We start from the raw sequence: 14,810 nt of genomic DNA, 5'->3' as shown, positions 1-14,810 counted from the left end.
ACTGCCGGGCTTTTGCGTTGTTAGGTAGCCTGAGAGGCTAAGTTCCCTTTTAATTTCATGATAAAGCACTGTTTTGTTCTTCTTTCCGGACTTATACTAGCTGCCTGTGGTAGTAGCTCGTCAGACAATTATGTACCCAAACCCAAGGGATTTCCCCGATTAGACCTGCCCCCTCAGGAATATAAATTGATCGATCCTATTCACCCGTATCAGTTTGAGTACAATAAAGCTGCCCGGCTACTGCCCGATACATTTGCCCGGTCCGAACCGCACTGGATTTTTATCAACTATCCGATGTTCCATGCCAGCGTTCAGTTGACGTACAAGCCTATTCACAACGATGTGAATCGACTGCGTGCCATGCTCGAAGACTCCTATAAACTGGCAGCGCGGCACAACATTAAAGCTTATTCCATCGAGCAGAAAAAGATGCGTTTGAAATCGGGATTGGAAGCCAGTGTCATTGATCTTACCGGCGATGTGCCGAGCCAGGTACAGTTTGTTACGACTGATTCTACAACGAACTTCCTTCGGGGCGCTTTATATTTCAATACAGCCACCGAAAATGACTCATTACAACCTGTTATTCAATACATTCGCAAAGACATTCTGCATCTACTCAATACCCTGAAATGGAGAAAGTAAACAGGTTCATAATTTGGGGAGCCGTTATCGCTCTTTCACTCATTCATTCTTTCGCTCTTGCCCAAAGCCCCACGAAAAAGCCTGCACCGAAGCCTTCTGGCAAGTCTTCGACAGTAGTGACTAAATCGCCCGGCCAGGTAGTTTACGAACAAAACTGTCTGACCTGCCACCAGGCGAATGGCTCGGGCGTACCCAACCTGAACCCGCCCCTGCGTGGTACCGATTGGGTATTAGGTGATAAAAAGCGGCTCATCAATGTCGTTCTGAAAGGCTTACAAGGCCAGGATGTAGAAGGTGATGCGTACGATAATGCTATGCCTGCACACGATTTCCTGACAGACACCCAAATCGCTGACGTACTCACTTACATACGCAGTAGTTTTGGCAACAAAGCCGACGCCATCACTGCCGACGACGTAAAAGCCACTCGAGCCGCTAAATAAGGATTAAACACAGAGACGCAGAGAACACAGAGAATTTTGAAGTGAAAACTCTATGTTCTCTGCGTCTCTGTGTTTAATCCAATCCCTATGTTTGAATTACACCTACCGAAAAAGGTTTGGTGATCGGCGCATGATTGGCGGCTGCAATTCCTTCAGAGATAATTTGGCGAGTTTGTAATGGGTCAATAACGGCATCGACCCAAAGACGAGCTGCGGCATAGTAGGGCGACAGTTGAGTGTTATACTGATCCGTAATTTTGGTCAACTGAGCCTGTTCTTCCTCAGGCGTCATCGGCTGGCCTTTAGCTTTTTGCGCGGCTACCTGAATCTGGAGCAATGTTTTAGCAGCCGATGCGCCACTCATAACAGCCATTTGCGCCGTAGGCCAGGCCAGCATCAGCCGGGGATCGTAAGCTTTTCCGCACATGGCATAATTGCCCGCTCCATAACTATTCCCGACCACGACCGTAAACTTCGGCACCACGGAGTTGGCCATCGCACTCACCATTTTGGCACCATCTTTAATAATTCCGCCCTGCTCGGCTCGACTGCCCACCATAAAGCCCGATACATCCTGCAAAAACACGAGTGGAATTCGTTTCTGATTGCAGTTCATGATGAACCGAGCGGCTTTATCGGCGGCATCCCCATAGATAACCCCGCCCATCTGCATTTCAACCGGCTGACCCGTTCGGCCTTTAGCTTTCACAACTTTGCGTTGATTCGCCACAATACCGACTGCCCAACCATCAATCCTGGCATAGCCACACAGAAGCGATTGGCCGTAGCCGGGTTTGTACGCGTCGAAAGCCGAGTTATCCACAAGTCTATCCACAATTTCCTGCATGTCGTAGGGTTTGACCCGATCGAGTGGCAGAAGCTGATATATTTCGTCTGGATTTTTGGCAGGTGCAGCCGGTTCGACACGATCAAAACCGGCAGATTCGGCATGGCCCAGTTTATCGAACATGCGTTTAATCGCATCCAGACAGCTTTTATCGTCAGGATACTTATTATCGACCACGCCCGAAATGTCGGTCTGTGTAGTAGCCCCGCCCAGCGTTTCGGCATCGACATCTTCACCGATAGACGCTTTAACCAGGTAAGGTCCCGCCAGAAAAATCGATCCCGTTCCTTCCACAATCAGGGATTCGTCGGACATAATAGGTAGATAGGCTCCACCGGCTACACAGCTTCCCATGATAGCTGCTACCTGAAAAATACCCATTGCAGACAGATGGGCATTGTTGCGGAACGTACGGCCGAAATGCTCTTTATCCGCAAACACCTCATTCTGCAATGGCAGATACACGCCCGCACTATCAACCAGGTAAATGATCGGCAGGCGGTTCTCCATCGCGATTTCCTGGGCTCGCAGGTTTTTCTTGGCCGTGATCGGAAACCAGGCCCCTGCTTTAACCGTGGCATCATTAGCCACAATGACGCACTGCCGATCCGACACATAACCTATTCCAACCACTACCCCACCCGACGGGCAGCCACCATGTTCGGCATACATCCCCTCGCCGGTAAACAGTCCAATTTCAACAAACGGTTTGCCGGGGTCGGTCAGGTAAGCGATTCGCTCGCGAGCCGTTAGTTTTCCTTTCTGATGCTGATCTTCTATTTTCTTCAGGCCACCTCCCAGTTGGGTTTTAGTGGTACGTTGTGCGAGTTCGTCAAGAAGTGCTTGCATAAACGTTTAACGTGGTTGTTGCAGGGCAAACATCGGGATTCTACTGATAATAACGTATCTTTTGATGAATATGCGTTTGACCGGGGTAGCTTTCATCCCTAAGACCTGATCAAACACCGATTTACATCTAACTAAACCCGCAAAACTATGTGGCAAACCGAATCGATGTGGTTCGAAATAGCTGTTGTCAGCGCGGTCTACGCTGTCGGCAATATACTGTTTGGGCAGTTTGAAGAACGAACGCCCAAATGGCGAAGATTGGGAAAGTATATACTCACGCTATTGATTGTCATTCTTCTTTCGACATACTTCGGAAGAACGGTGGCGATGAGTGTGCTCGGAGCCTTTATAGTCCCTTTTTTATACGTTCACGGCTATTATCTGCCCCAGAAAAAAGGCATTAACGGATGGACCGGGGAGCCTAAAGGCAAGTACTATGAGTTCCGAAAATGGGACAAGAATATCTTTGAGAAAAATTGAAACTTCGATAATATCTGGTCAATTTCTCTCAAACGAGATTGTCTAAGCTTCTTTAGTAGCTACCAATCCTATAGTTCGGACATATAATTTCATCAGCGGAATAGTGAGGTTGATTACCTGTATGTTGAATTGGTCGGACAAGTCGGCAGGCTGTTCAGTAAGCGTCCATTGACCAAGACCGTTTTTGCGCCAAACCTCTGCGGCTACCTGCTGCGAGTCGATAAGAATGTATTCCTGAAATGAAGGAATACTCCGATAGCGTAGAAACTTCCGCCCACGGTCGTAATCTTCTGCTCCTTCCGACATAACCTCAATCAACACAACCGGATTCAACAGGTTGTCAAAGCCATCTGGCAACAGTTCAGGCTCACCAAATACAATAACTATGTCAGGATACGCATACAGCCCCGTTGCAGGCAGGTGAACACGCATATCTGACGAAAATGACTGACAGAAAGCCTCTTCGAGAAAAGCTCCTATTAAACCTGATAAGTTTCCCCGAACTCGACTATGATTGACCGTGGCTCCAACCATAGGAATAACTTCACCATTAAAAAACTCGCTTTTATCAAGCGCCTGCCACTCGATGGCCAAATACTCCTCAGGGGTAATTAGTCGTTTTTCGGCTGCTACCATAGTCTGACGAGTTTTATCTTCCGAAGACACATGGCTGGCGATATAAAATCCACTCGTACACCTGGCGCTCTTACTTCTTCGTTGTATCGGGGGGAATCACGGTTGTGATGGTGGTACTGACTGCTGGCGTGGGAGCGGTATAAGGTTGTTCCTTCTTGCCGAAAAGTGAAAACTGTACGTACCGTTTGGGATGCTCGCGCAGATCGGTCAGGAGTTTTTCCAGGCTGGCAGCCGTAGCATTTACGTTCTGATACAGTTTCTCATCCGATGTCAGTTTACCCAATGAACCACGACCGTTGTTCACATCAGCCAGAATCTTTTGTAGATTATCGACCGTTTTGTTGACCGTCAGCAACGTTTGTTTCAATTGCAATCCCTGAAGCGAATCGGCGAAGGTATCCGCCTTGGCCAGAATGGGCTTGAGTTGTTTTTCCGTCTCGACAAGCGATGACGACAAATGGCTTACATTGTCCAGTGTGGCTTTCAAACCAGCTCGATTTTCGGCAATGGTAAGGTCGAGGGTTTTGACGCCGGAGTTGGCACTCTGAAGGGTTTGTTTGAGCATTAACCCCGTCTGGTCGAACTGGGCTACGACCCGGTTCAACTGAAAAGTCAACGAATCGACATTGTTCAGAACGGGTAAGGTCTTCTCCCGAATCAATGCCGATAAACCCGATTCCTTCGTGGCCACCAGCATGCCCCCTTCTTCCAGGGTAGGGGCTTTCGGATCGATACTCAACTTAATCAGTTTTCCACCCAGCAAACCATCGTCGTCCAGAATAGCTTTGGCACCTTGCGTGACCCGAATATTTTTATTCAGCTCGACGGTCACCAGCAGTTTGTTACCCTGATTCTGTAAAATCTCGATGCTTTTTACCCGCCCTACCGATAATCCATTGATCCGAACGGGGTTCGATGGTACCAGCCCATCAATATTGTCATAAACTACCTGATACTTATTCGTCGAAGAAAAGAAATCAGAGCCTTTCAAAAATCGAAATCCATAGTAGAACATCAGCAGCGCGACAATAGCCAATAATCCTACTTTTACTTCCTGTGAAATTTTCATGTGTTGTGTGAAGGTGAACAACCCAATCATGGGTGGTCCTAACCAGACTGGTTGGAGGTATAACCAACTTTGGGGAGCGTTTGTCCCACAGTCGGGCGAATTTAGTAAAGCAGCGGACTAAGTTGTTAGGAGAATTGATTGAACGTAAATACACTGCTCAGTTAACCTCACTCGCCCGCTTCGGTTTCTTCTTTGTACCGGGCAAAGGCTTTGTAAATGGCATCCGCCATTTCTTCCTGTCCTTCGTCTGAGCGCAGATAATCTTCTTCCTCTCGATTGGTCAGATAACCACTCTCGATCAGCACACTGGGCATGGTTGTTTTCCAGAGCACAATAAATCCAGCCTGTTTGACCCCATTGCTTCTGCGGTTAGCATTGAAGTGAAAACTTTTTTCCAGTTTTTCGGCAAAATTTATACTACTGGCGATAAAGGCATGCTGGTAGTTGGCCAACATAATGGTAGCCAGCGGAGAATTGGGGTCAAAGCCTTTGTAGGTTTGCTGGTAGTTCTTTTCCTGCAGGATAACCGCGTTTTCACGACGAGCCACATCGAGGTTGCTCTGCGTGCGGTGCAGACCTAGCGTATAGGTTTCAGTACCATAGACCCGATTGCTCGACGGGCTGGCGTTGCAGTGAATTGAGATGAATAAATCGGCCCGATTGCGATTGGCAATAGCTCCCCGTTCCAATAATTCGACGAAATGGTCCGAAGTTCGCGTATAAATGACCCGAACGTTTGGGTGCTTCTCCTTAATTTTGCGGCCCAGCAACAGAACTAATTCCAGGTTAATGGTTTTCTCCTTGGCATAGCGGCCGTGCGTACCAGGATCTTTCCCGCCATGACCTGCATCGAGAACAACCGTGCGGAGCTGGTTGGGGGCATCATTCTCCTGAACAGTTTCCTTATCCTGCGAACCGGCTTGCCGAATAGTGTCCTGTGAGAGGGTAAAGGGGAACGAATCTGGATGGGTCATGGCCAGCAATGGTACAATGGCAATGACCAACGTTGTCATTATTCCGGGAGCGGGACGGCTCATGGGTTTAATAATTTTTAACAGCCCAAAACGTTTCAAAGCGATAGTAGGATAACTGTTCGTGGATACCTTTGTAGACTGTAGATTTAACGGTCTACAGGCAAATATAATTTTTTTAATAAACCTGAAAAACAGAGACTTTATTTTGCGGCCCCTGTGTAAACGACCGATATGGATACAGATGACTGTCAGTCTGTTCTGGCTACTCTGGGCGTTTTCGGCGCTGGGGCAACAAAAAACGCTGCCTCAACTACCCTCGAAAGGAGGAATTCCCCCTGCAACCGTACCGGCCCAGCGTGTACCCGACAAGACAACTCCGGGCATTGTTTCGCCCAATACCGTACGGCCACAATCTACAACGGCTATACGTACTGATTCATTGCGAGTTACGGCGAATGATACGATAAAAATCGACTCAACAAAAGGAACCGACGACTTTAAAACTACGGTCAAATACCAGGCCAAAGATTCAACGATCTATGCCGCTGATGGGCAAACGGTCGAATTATTTGGGGATGCCAGCGTCATCTACGGCGATATTTCGCTGAAAGCTGAATATATCCGTCTGAACTATCTGACCAATGAGGTATACGCACGGGGCCGATACGATTCAACAACGAAAAAAACGATTGGACGGCCCATCTTTCAGGATGGCGAGGGCAAATACGACACTAAAGAGATACGCTATAACTTCAAGTCTCAGAAAGGTCGTATTCAGGGGGTAGTAACCCAACAGGGTGAAGGCAATATTCGGGGAACGACCGTTAAAAAAGACGCTGAGGATAACCTGTACATTGGTAAGGCGATCTACACAACCTGTAATCTGGCCACACCCCACTTTCATATCAACGCCAGTAAACTGAAAGTCATTCATAATAAGCAGGTGGTAGCAGGGCCGTTCAATCTGGTCATCAATCAGATTCCATTGCCCATTGGGTTACCGTTTGGCTTTTTCCCGTTTCCGAAGCGAAAAGAGATTGGGGTTTCGGGGCTTATTGTCCCCCAATATGGCGAAGAACCCAACGGGCGCGGGTTCTACCTGCGCGATGGTGGCTACTACTGGGCCGTCAACGAAAACCTGGGGCTCCAGTTCAAGGGGCAGATCTATTCACGGGGAAGCTGGGGGCTGGGTGTGTCGTCGGCTTACAACAAACGGTATCGATTCAGTGGTAGTGTGAACCTGCAATTCAACCGCAACCGCTCCGGCGACCGGGTCGATACAACCCAGAGTCCACGGAATGACTTCTCTTTTACCTGGTCGCACTCGCCGGTGCCACGCGGGCGGGGAAGTTTTTCGGCCAACGTTAACGTCAGCAGCAATAGCTATAACCAGTTTAACTCGTATAATACCCAATCGTACATTTCCAACGTAGCGGGCTCGTCGGTTCAGTACAGCCGCAGCTTTGGGCAATACGTACGGGCGGGAGCCAACATCCGCGTAAACCAGCAGTTCGGACAGGTAAATCAGCAAACAGGTATTCGCGAGAATGGAAAGACTGATGTGTCGTCCAGCTTCAACTTTGGAGTCAACCAGATCGCCCCCTTTGCGTTAAAAGGGGGGTCAGGTCGTTGGTACGAAAGCTTCCGGGTCGGCTTAGATTTGAGCGGGTCAATTGGCGTCAGCAACACCATTCGTAGTCAGATTGACACCACGGGTCTGGGCTTTCCCGTAGTTACGAATCTGGCTACGATCAGCACGGTTCAGCGCATTCAGGATAGTATTACCCGAGCCAATAATCTTCGTTTGGGTATTGTTGCGGCCGATCCGAATCTGATTGCCTTCAGCTTAGCCAATTCTGACCGGATCTGGCGAAATCGAACGCTACAGGCACAATATAGTATCCCCATTTCACTGCCTAACGTAAAGCTATTGCGGTACATCAACCTGACACCGGGTTTCTCGCTGCAAGGAAATATCTACAGTAAGAAGCTACAACCTAACCTGGAGTATAATGCTACGCATAACGACGTAAAAATTGACACGGCACGCGGCTTTTTCCCGTCGTACAATTTTTCCATCAATGCCAGCATGAACACGCGCTTCTACGGAACCTACTTCATCCGAGGCAAACGCGTTGAGGCCATTCGGCATACCGTAGCACCGTCGATTTCGTTTAGCTACGTGCCTGACTTTACCAACCCAAGGTATGGTCAATTTTTCGTTCTGGAGGCTCGTGGAGCGCTGGCCAATCTGCCGCTCTATCGTCGAACTATTTCCAATTTCCGGGGTATTGATGGCGGCAGTGCCAGTGCCTCCAGTACAGAATCGGCCTTTATTAACTTTGGTATTGTAAACCAGTTGGAAATGAAAGTCCGTACCCGCAGTGACTCGTCGGGTCAGGATTTTAAAAAGATTCCGATTTTCGACAACCTGAGTATCAATGGCAGTTATAACCTGCTGGCTCCCGATTACAAGCTGTCGCCTATTGCCGTTAGTGCCAATACGCAGATTTTCAAAAACATCAGTTTCAACTTTTCGTCGACTTTCGATCCATATGCCTACCGGGCCTATGGTGGCACGGCTGCCTACTACTTCGCTACTACGACCAGTACCTTAACCCCACTCTCCTACTCGCCTTCGCTTCAGTCGTTGCAGGAGCCTTATGTCGACCAACAGTACACCCGCGTTCCAAATCTGTATGCTTTCCAGGCTGGGCAGGGTTTGCTTCGGCTCACGAATTTACAGGCCTACGTGAGCGCCCGATTTGCCCCCAAACAGGCTGATAAAAAGAAAACCAGTCCGAATGCATCAGAAGCGACACTGAAGGCCATCAATAACAACCCTGAGTTATACGTCGACTTCAATATTCCCTGGTCGATGAACGTTAGCTATACCTTCGGACTGACCAAACTAACCCCACAACTCTCACAGGTAATACAGGCCCTTACCCTGACCGGCGACCTGAGCCTGACGCCCAAATGGAAAATTACCATCCAGACAGGGTATGATTTCCAGTTTCACAGCCCTACCCTAACGACTATTGGTATCAACCGGGATCTGCACTGCTGGGAAATGGCGTTTAACTGGACCCCGTACTCGGGTAGCAACATCCGCTCCGGCAACTATTCGTTCGACCTTCGGGCGCGGTCTTCGATTTTACAGGAGCTTAAGCTGAGTCGTCGCCGGAGTTTCTACGATAATGGTGGATTCTATGGCCGTTAAGCCCTTGCATCACCTCCATGCACTGTATGAACTAGATTGCAAAAAATGTTATCTTGCACCAATAACATTTCCTAACTTGCTACTATGACCGACCGTGACAAACAACGCCTGAACGAACTGGAAGAAAAAACTGCTTATCTGCTGGCTCGGCAGGATGAGCAGGAGACGCGCATGAGTCAGCTTATTGCCCGATTAACTTATATTGAAGCGCGTCAGTATCGGATTATGAAAGAACTAGGTATGGACCCTGATAAAATAGACTCTCCCCAGGCCGCTCTGGACGACTCAAAAGCTATTAACCTCACCCGCATCCCTGAACAGCGATTGAATTGACGGTGGTTGGTTTACAGCTTTCAGTTTACTTTGACCCTCATCCTATAAATTAGCCTTTTCTATACACTAGAACCAAATATCGAATACCGTAAACTATGTATACAAGGCACGGCGTTCTTTCGTTATAGTCCCGTATGAACTCTGCCCTCTTACGTACGCTTCTCATAATTGTTGTCCTACTCGCCGTTAATATTCTCTCGGCGTTTGTGTTTTTTCGAATCGATCTGACGCAGGAAAAACGCTTTACCCTTTCTGAAGCCACTCAAAATCTGCTGGCGAATCTGCCCGATGATGTCCATGTCGATGTCTATCTGACGGGGGATTTACCGCCGGGTTTTAAACGGCTTGAAAATGCCGTTCGGGAAACACTCGACGGTTTTCAGGCAGAGGCCGGTAAAACCATTACGTATCGGTTCATCAATCCCGACGACGTTACGAATCCCGACGCGAAAAACAAACTGATTGATAAGCTCCAGCAAAAGGGCTTTTTTCCAACGAACCTGTTTGATAATGAGGGTGGTAAACGTACTGAAAAATTGATCTTTCCCGGTGCTCTCGTCTCGTACAAAGGCCAGGAAACGGCTGTTCAACTGCTAAAAGGGAATAAAACCGCATCGCCCCAGGAACAACTGAACCAATCGTACGAAGGCGTCGAATTTCAGTTGGCCTCAGCCATTCGGAAGCTCGCGCTGACCAAAGAAAACCGGAAACGGGTGGGGCTGGTATTTGGCCATACACAGGTCCCTCCGTCTCGTTTTTCAGACCTGCTGGCTTCAGTGCAGGAAAATTACGACCTGTTTTTTGTGGATATGAACAAGCCCGGGCCCGTTGAGAACGTGGACCTGCTGCTGGTCACTAAACCCGACAAGCCCTTTTCGGATGATGAAATCTTCAAACTCGACCAGTTCGTTGTGAAAGGTGGACGAGCTTTATTTTTTGTCGATGGGCAACGCGTCGATAGTGTTAGTAATGAAGGCACCTATGCCCAGCCAATTAGCCTGAATCTTGACGATTTATTTTTTCGGTGGGGTATCCGTATGAATCGCGATGTCGTCAAAGATATATACTGCGCTCCCATTCCGTTTAACGTGGGAAACATGGGCGACAAGCCCAACATTCAGCTAGTACCCTGGCGGTTTTATCCATTGCTCAACAACTTCGGCACGTCAAACAATCCAATTGTACGCAACCTGGATGCTGTACTGGGTCGTTTCGTCAGTACGCTGGATACGGTTCATTCGGCAGGAATTCTCAGGACGCCTTTATTACTGACGTCAACCTATACTAAACTGCTCAAAACGCCCGCTTTAATCTCGTACAACGAAGCGCGTCAACAGCCTGATCCTACTACCTACACCGATGGTCCCCGGATCATTGGTTGCCTGCTCGAAGGAAAATTCCAATCGCTGTACGCCAATCGGGTTTTGCCGGGCGATCCTCGTGCTGCTGGTTTCAAAGCTGAAGGAGTAGCCTCGCGGGTATTAATCTGCTCCGACGGTGATCTAATCGTAAATGATGTCGATTATAAACGTCAGACTCCCTATCCGCTGGGCTTCGACCGATATACGCGCAACACATTTGCCAATAAAGATTTCGCTCTGAATGCCATCGACTATCTGATCGATCCGCATGGGGTCATTGCTGCCCGAAACCGAGTTGTTGCACTCCGACCGCTGGACAAAATTCGAGTCGACGCCAATCGAATCGGTTGGCAAGCACTCAACCTGCTGGGGCCATTAGTCCTATTAGGCCTTGTAGGGGTCGTTTGGCAGTTTGTCAGGCGTCGAAATTATGGCCGATAAAAAAGCGCACTGTTAGCCCAGTGCGCTTTTTTTATCTTGAGGCTGTTTAAACTTTTACAAATTGATCCCAAACAGGGGCATTTTTGTCATTCCGACGCAGGAGGAATCTTCGGATGAAGAGATGTTTAGTAATTACCGAAGATTCCTCCTGCGTCGGAATGACAAAAATGCCATCAAAATAAAAGCCTAAACAGGCTCCTTGTATATGTGTATTATACCTGTGCCTCTACCAGTGCTGGATAATCGATGTAACCTTGTGCAAAACCGTTAGGGCCTGGCGCAAAAAACGTTGCGGCATCGAAATGAGCCAATTCAGCACCCGTTTGCAGACGTTCTACCAGATCAGGATTCGCAATGAATGGGCGTCCAAAAGCAATCAGATCGGCTTTACCATTTTCCAGATCAGCTTCAGCCCGAGCCGCATCGTAGTTGCCACACAAAATCAAGGTTCCTTTGAAAGCTGCCCGAATAGCCGCTACCGTTTCTTGTGGTACTGTTGGCGCACCCTGGGCAGAGTGATCAACCAGATGGATGTATACTACGCCCAGTTCCTGTAATTTCTGAGCCAGGTAAACATATAAATCGTGCGTATCGTCGGCATGAGGTAATAGATCTCCGGCAGCGCCAAAAGGCGACAATCGTATGCCTACTTTATTGGCCCCAATAGCCGCAACCGAAGCAGCAGCCACATCAAGAACAAACCGAGCCCGGTTCTCAACCGATCCCCCATATTCGTCGGTCCGCTGATTGCTACGAGCACTCAGAAACTGCTCGATCAGGTAGCCATTCGCGCCGTGTAGCTCTATCCCATCAAAACCGGCCTCAACCGCATTTTTAGCCGCCTGGGCATATTCCTCAATGGCAGACTGAACATCTTCAACTGTCATTTCGAAAGGATTCCCATTGGGAACCAGTCCTTCCGTATCTGTCCAGATATTACCGGCTGCAACAAGAGCTGAAGGAGCAACCACCCTAGCGCCTGAAGGCATGTTAGCCAGGTGCGAAATACGGCCTGTATGCATCAGTTGGACAAAAATCCTGCTCCCTTTATCATGAACAGCCGTGGTGACTTTCTTCCAGCCTTCAACCTGCTCAGCGCTGTAAATACCAGGAATCCGGGCATATCCCAGACCATTAGGCGAAGGAGCTGTACCTTCAGTGATGATTAATCCTGCCGTAGCACGCTGCGAATAATACTCGGCAATCATTTCATTAGGAATATTGCCCAACGCACGACTGCGCGTCATAGGCGCCATCACAACGTGATTCTGAAGGGTCAATGTACCAAGTTTGGCTTCTGAGAACAGTTTCTGTGCCATTATAAGACAATGTTTTAATGATGAAATAAGAGTGGGTTTTATCAGTACCTCTTTGCGCTAACACATCCATATATTCAAAAGTTTGGATGTATTGATTAAAATTTTTATCCCAACCCATCCAGAAAAGTGGTCAGTTGCTGTATAGCCTCCTTATTCAGTCGCAGATGTATATTACGACCATCCTTCGAGGAGTTCACTAAGCCACTGTCAGTCAATTGCTTAATATGATGAGAAACACAAGGTTGAGACAACCCAACAAGGTCCATCACCTCTGCATTGGTCAGCGTTTCTTTTTTGGCCAGTTCGATCAGGATGGACAGCCGCGATTTGTCGGCCATGGCTCCCGTCGCCTTTTCAATAAATTTACAATCCATGGCCACCTTTAAGAATAATGAATGTGTACTACCAATAATTCTCTACAGAAAATTAACAAAATTAACAACGGTATCGTGCCATTTACAAATGGCGGGCCAACACCTTATTGATCGGTCGTTCATCCTGACTACTTGTGAGTTAGGCTCTACTCCACGGAAAACTTTAACAGCCACTGTCCTACAGAAGCATTGGTCAGGTTAAAGATCAGGTTGGGAAACAAACCCAGTATGAGGGCAACGAAAGCCAGAGGAATTAACAGCAATTTTTCGCGGGTTGTCAGATCATCAAGCACTACAGTAGCTTCATGCCGGGACCAGTATGGCCCGAAAAACATGCGCTGCAATGTCCAGAGAAAATAAGCAGCTGCCAGTAACACACCCGTAGTGGCCACTACAGTAAGCCATCCTGCCAACCACCGGGACTGAAAACTTCCCATGAGCGTGAATAATTCACCTACAAAGCCCGAAAAGCCGGGTAGCCCCAGCGACGCAAAAAAAGCAATGGCAGTCAGCGTAGTATAACGTGGCATAGGTTTCATTAATCCTCGATACGAATCGATCCGGCGATCGTGCGTACGATCGTAAATAACCCCGGCGATCAGGAACAACATGGCCGATAAGACACCATGACTCACCATTTGATAAATGGCTCCGTTGATTCCTTCAGCCGTCAGCGATGACACACCCAACAACACAAACCCCATGTGCGATACCGACGAGTACGCAATCATTTTCTTAAGATCGGACTGGGCCAGCGCGTTGAGTCCACCATATACGATCGACAATACACCCAGGCCGCCTAATACCTGCGCATAGGTAGCAGCTCCATCAGGAAAGAAATCCCAGGCAATTCTCAGAAATCCATACCCACCAATTTTAAGCAGCACCCCTGCCAGCACAACCGACACGGGTGTAGGTGCTTCAACGTGTGCATCGGGGAGCCAGGTGTGTACAGGCACAATGGGCAGCTTGATGGCAAACCCAATAAAGACGGCCCAAAAGGCAAGTTGCCTGGCCGAAAGTCCCCAGATACTTAATTGAGTAGCCGGATTGAGCAACGCATTTGGCAAATAGTTGTCGCCATCGGTCAGGTAGCGCATATCGAACGTATGGACAATCTGCGCGGAGTTCAACTGACCACTTTGCAATGCGCTTTGAATGTTTCGAATCAGTTCATCCGTAATCGCCGACGCATCGGGAATAAGCCCTGCCGTTATAGCCGTACTTACGGGGTCCATCACCGACATGTAGAGGCCAATCATAACCAGCAAAATCAGCAGAGAACCCAGCAGGGTGTATAGGAAAAACTTGATCGATGCATACTCCCGTCTCGGCCCTCCCCAAAGACCAATAAGGAAGTACATCGGTAGAAGCATAAACTCGAAAAACAGGAAAAACAGGAAGAAATCCAGGGCGATAAAACAGCCCATAATGGTGCCCGTCAGGAGCAGGTATAACGAGTAGTAGGCCCTTAGCCGGTGTGTTATTGCCCAGGACGATACTACGCCTATCAGCATCACCAGGGCAGACAGCATCACCAACGGCAAGCTGATCCCATCGACTCCAAGCAGGTAATCAATCGATACAATTCCCAGATTACCAAGCGGTAAGGTAATCCAGTCAGCCTGCTCCAGGAGTTGATACCCGGCCACTGTTGGGTCGAACGCCCGGTAGGCCACAACGGACAACATTAGCTCGGCAAGCGTGATCAAAAAAGCAATCCAACGAAACTGAATCACCTGGCTTTCAGGTAACAACGCGATGACCAGAGCGCCGAATAATGGAAGAAAAATAAGTAGCGAAAGAATCATAAGCT

General features: G+C 48.4%; 13 protein-coding genes. 6 read left to right on the top strand and 7 right to left on the bottom strand.

Going from position 1 to position 14,810, the window contains the following annotated elements:
- The first annotated feature begins 57 nt into the window (after nt 1–57).
- Together gldD and ACYVFD_RS05400 are read left to right on the top strand one after the other, a co-directional pair.
- Nucleotides 58–645 (top strand): gliding motility lipoprotein GldD, encoded by a 588-nt coding sequence (gldD, locus tag ACYVFD_RS05405; RefSeq protein WP_461088747.1) that lies wholly within the window; start codon nt 58–60, stop codon nt 643–645.
- Nucleotides 633–1,088, top strand: a complete 456-nt coding sequence (locus ACYVFD_RS05400) for a c-type cytochrome (protein WP_461088746.1) — start codon at nt 633–635, stop codon at nt 1,086–1,088. Before gldD ends, ACYVFD_RS05400 begins: the two co-directional genes overlap by 13 nt.
- An 85-nt stretch (nt 1,089–1,173) precedes the next feature.
- On the opposite strand, the gene ACYVFD_RS05395 is transcribed toward ACYVFD_RS05400, so the two are convergent.
- A complete protein-coding gene (locus ACYVFD_RS05395; protein WP_461088745.1) occupies nt 1,174–2,784 on the bottom strand; it encodes an acyl-CoA carboxylase subunit beta in 1,611 nt (536 codons plus the stop codon).
- Nucleotides 2,785–2,931: 147 nt separating this feature from the next.
- On the opposite strand from ACYVFD_RS05395, the gene ACYVFD_RS05390 reads away from it, so the two are divergent.
- The gene (locus ACYVFD_RS05390; RefSeq protein ID WP_461088744.1) at nt 2,932–3,264 is read left to right on the top strand and encodes a hypothetical protein; all 333 of its coding nucleotides are present in this window, start codon (nt 2,932–2,934) and stop codon (nt 3,262–3,264) included.
- 42 nt (nt 3,265–3,306) lie between these two features.
- On the opposite strand, the gene ACYVFD_RS05385 is transcribed toward ACYVFD_RS05390, so the two are convergent.
- From ACYVFD_RS05385 to ACYVFD_RS05375, 3 genes are all read right to left on the bottom strand, one after another.
- Nucleotides 3,307–3,900 carry a Uma2 family endonuclease gene (locus tag ACYVFD_RS05385; protein WP_461088743.1) on the bottom strand — a complete coding sequence of 198 codons (594 nt, stop codon included), beginning with the start codon at nt 3,898–3,900 and terminating at the stop codon, nt 3,307–3,309.
- A 70-nt stretch (nt 3,901–3,970) separates the two neighbouring features.
- On the bottom strand, nt 3,971–4,969 hold the full coding sequence (locus tag ACYVFD_RS05380) for an MlaD family protein (protein WP_461088742.1): 999 nt from the start codon (nt 4,967–4,969) through the stop codon (nt 3,971–3,973).
- 167 nt (nt 4,970–5,136) lie between these two features.
- Nucleotides 5,137–5,982, bottom strand: a complete 846-nt coding sequence (locus ACYVFD_RS05375) for an N-acetylmuramoyl-L-alanine amidase family protein (RefSeq protein WP_461089452.1) — start codon at nt 5,980–5,982, stop codon at nt 5,137–5,139.
- A gap of 202 nt (nt 5,983–6,184) precedes the next feature.
- Here ACYVFD_RS05375 and ACYVFD_RS05370 point away from each other — a divergent pair, with 202 nt between their 5' ends.
- From ACYVFD_RS05370 to gldG, 3 genes are all read left to right on the top strand, one after another.
- Nucleotides 6,185–9,166, top strand: a complete 2,982-nt coding sequence (locus ACYVFD_RS05370; RefSeq protein WP_461088741.1) for a putative LPS assembly protein LptD — start codon at nt 6,185–6,187, stop codon at nt 9,164–9,166.
- 84 nt (nt 9,167–9,250) lie between these two features.
- Nucleotides 9,251–9,499: a hypothetical protein gene (locus ACYVFD_RS05365; protein WP_461088740.1), complete on the top strand. Its 249-nt coding sequence runs from the start codon at nt 9,251–9,253 to the stop codon at nt 9,497–9,499.
- 134 nt (nt 9,500–9,633) lie between these two features.
- Entirely contained in the window at nt 9,634–11,301 is a 1,668-nt protein-coding gene (gene gldG / locus ACYVFD_RS05360) for a gliding motility-associated ABC transporter substrate-binding protein GldG (RefSeq protein ID WP_461088739.1), read from the top strand.
- Nucleotides 11,302–11,513: 212 nt separating this feature from the next.
- Here gldG and ACYVFD_RS05355 read toward each other — a convergent pair whose 3' ends face one another.
- From ACYVFD_RS05355 to ACYVFD_RS05345, 3 genes are all read right to left on the bottom strand, one after another.
- A complete protein-coding gene (locus tag ACYVFD_RS05355; RefSeq protein ID WP_461088738.1) occupies nt 11,514–12,620 on the bottom strand; it encodes an alkene reductase in 1,107 nt (368 codons plus the stop codon).
- A gap of 104 nt (nt 12,621–12,724) precedes the next feature.
- Nucleotides 12,725–12,994 (bottom strand): ArsR/SmtB family transcription factor, encoded by a 270-nt coding sequence (locus ACYVFD_RS05350; protein WP_461088737.1) that lies wholly within the window; start codon nt 12,992–12,994, stop codon nt 12,725–12,727.
- Between the two features lie 146 nt (nt 12,995–13,140).
- Nucleotides 13,141–14,805, bottom strand: a complete 1,665-nt coding sequence (locus tag ACYVFD_RS05345; RefSeq protein ID WP_461088736.1) for a complex I subunit 4 family protein — start codon at nt 14,803–14,805, stop codon at nt 13,141–13,143.
- Nucleotides 14,806–14,810: the final 5 nt, after the last annotated feature.

Source organism: Spirosoma gilvum, assembly GCF_054776815.1.
This window is presented reverse-complemented; position numbering and strand designations above follow the sequence as displayed.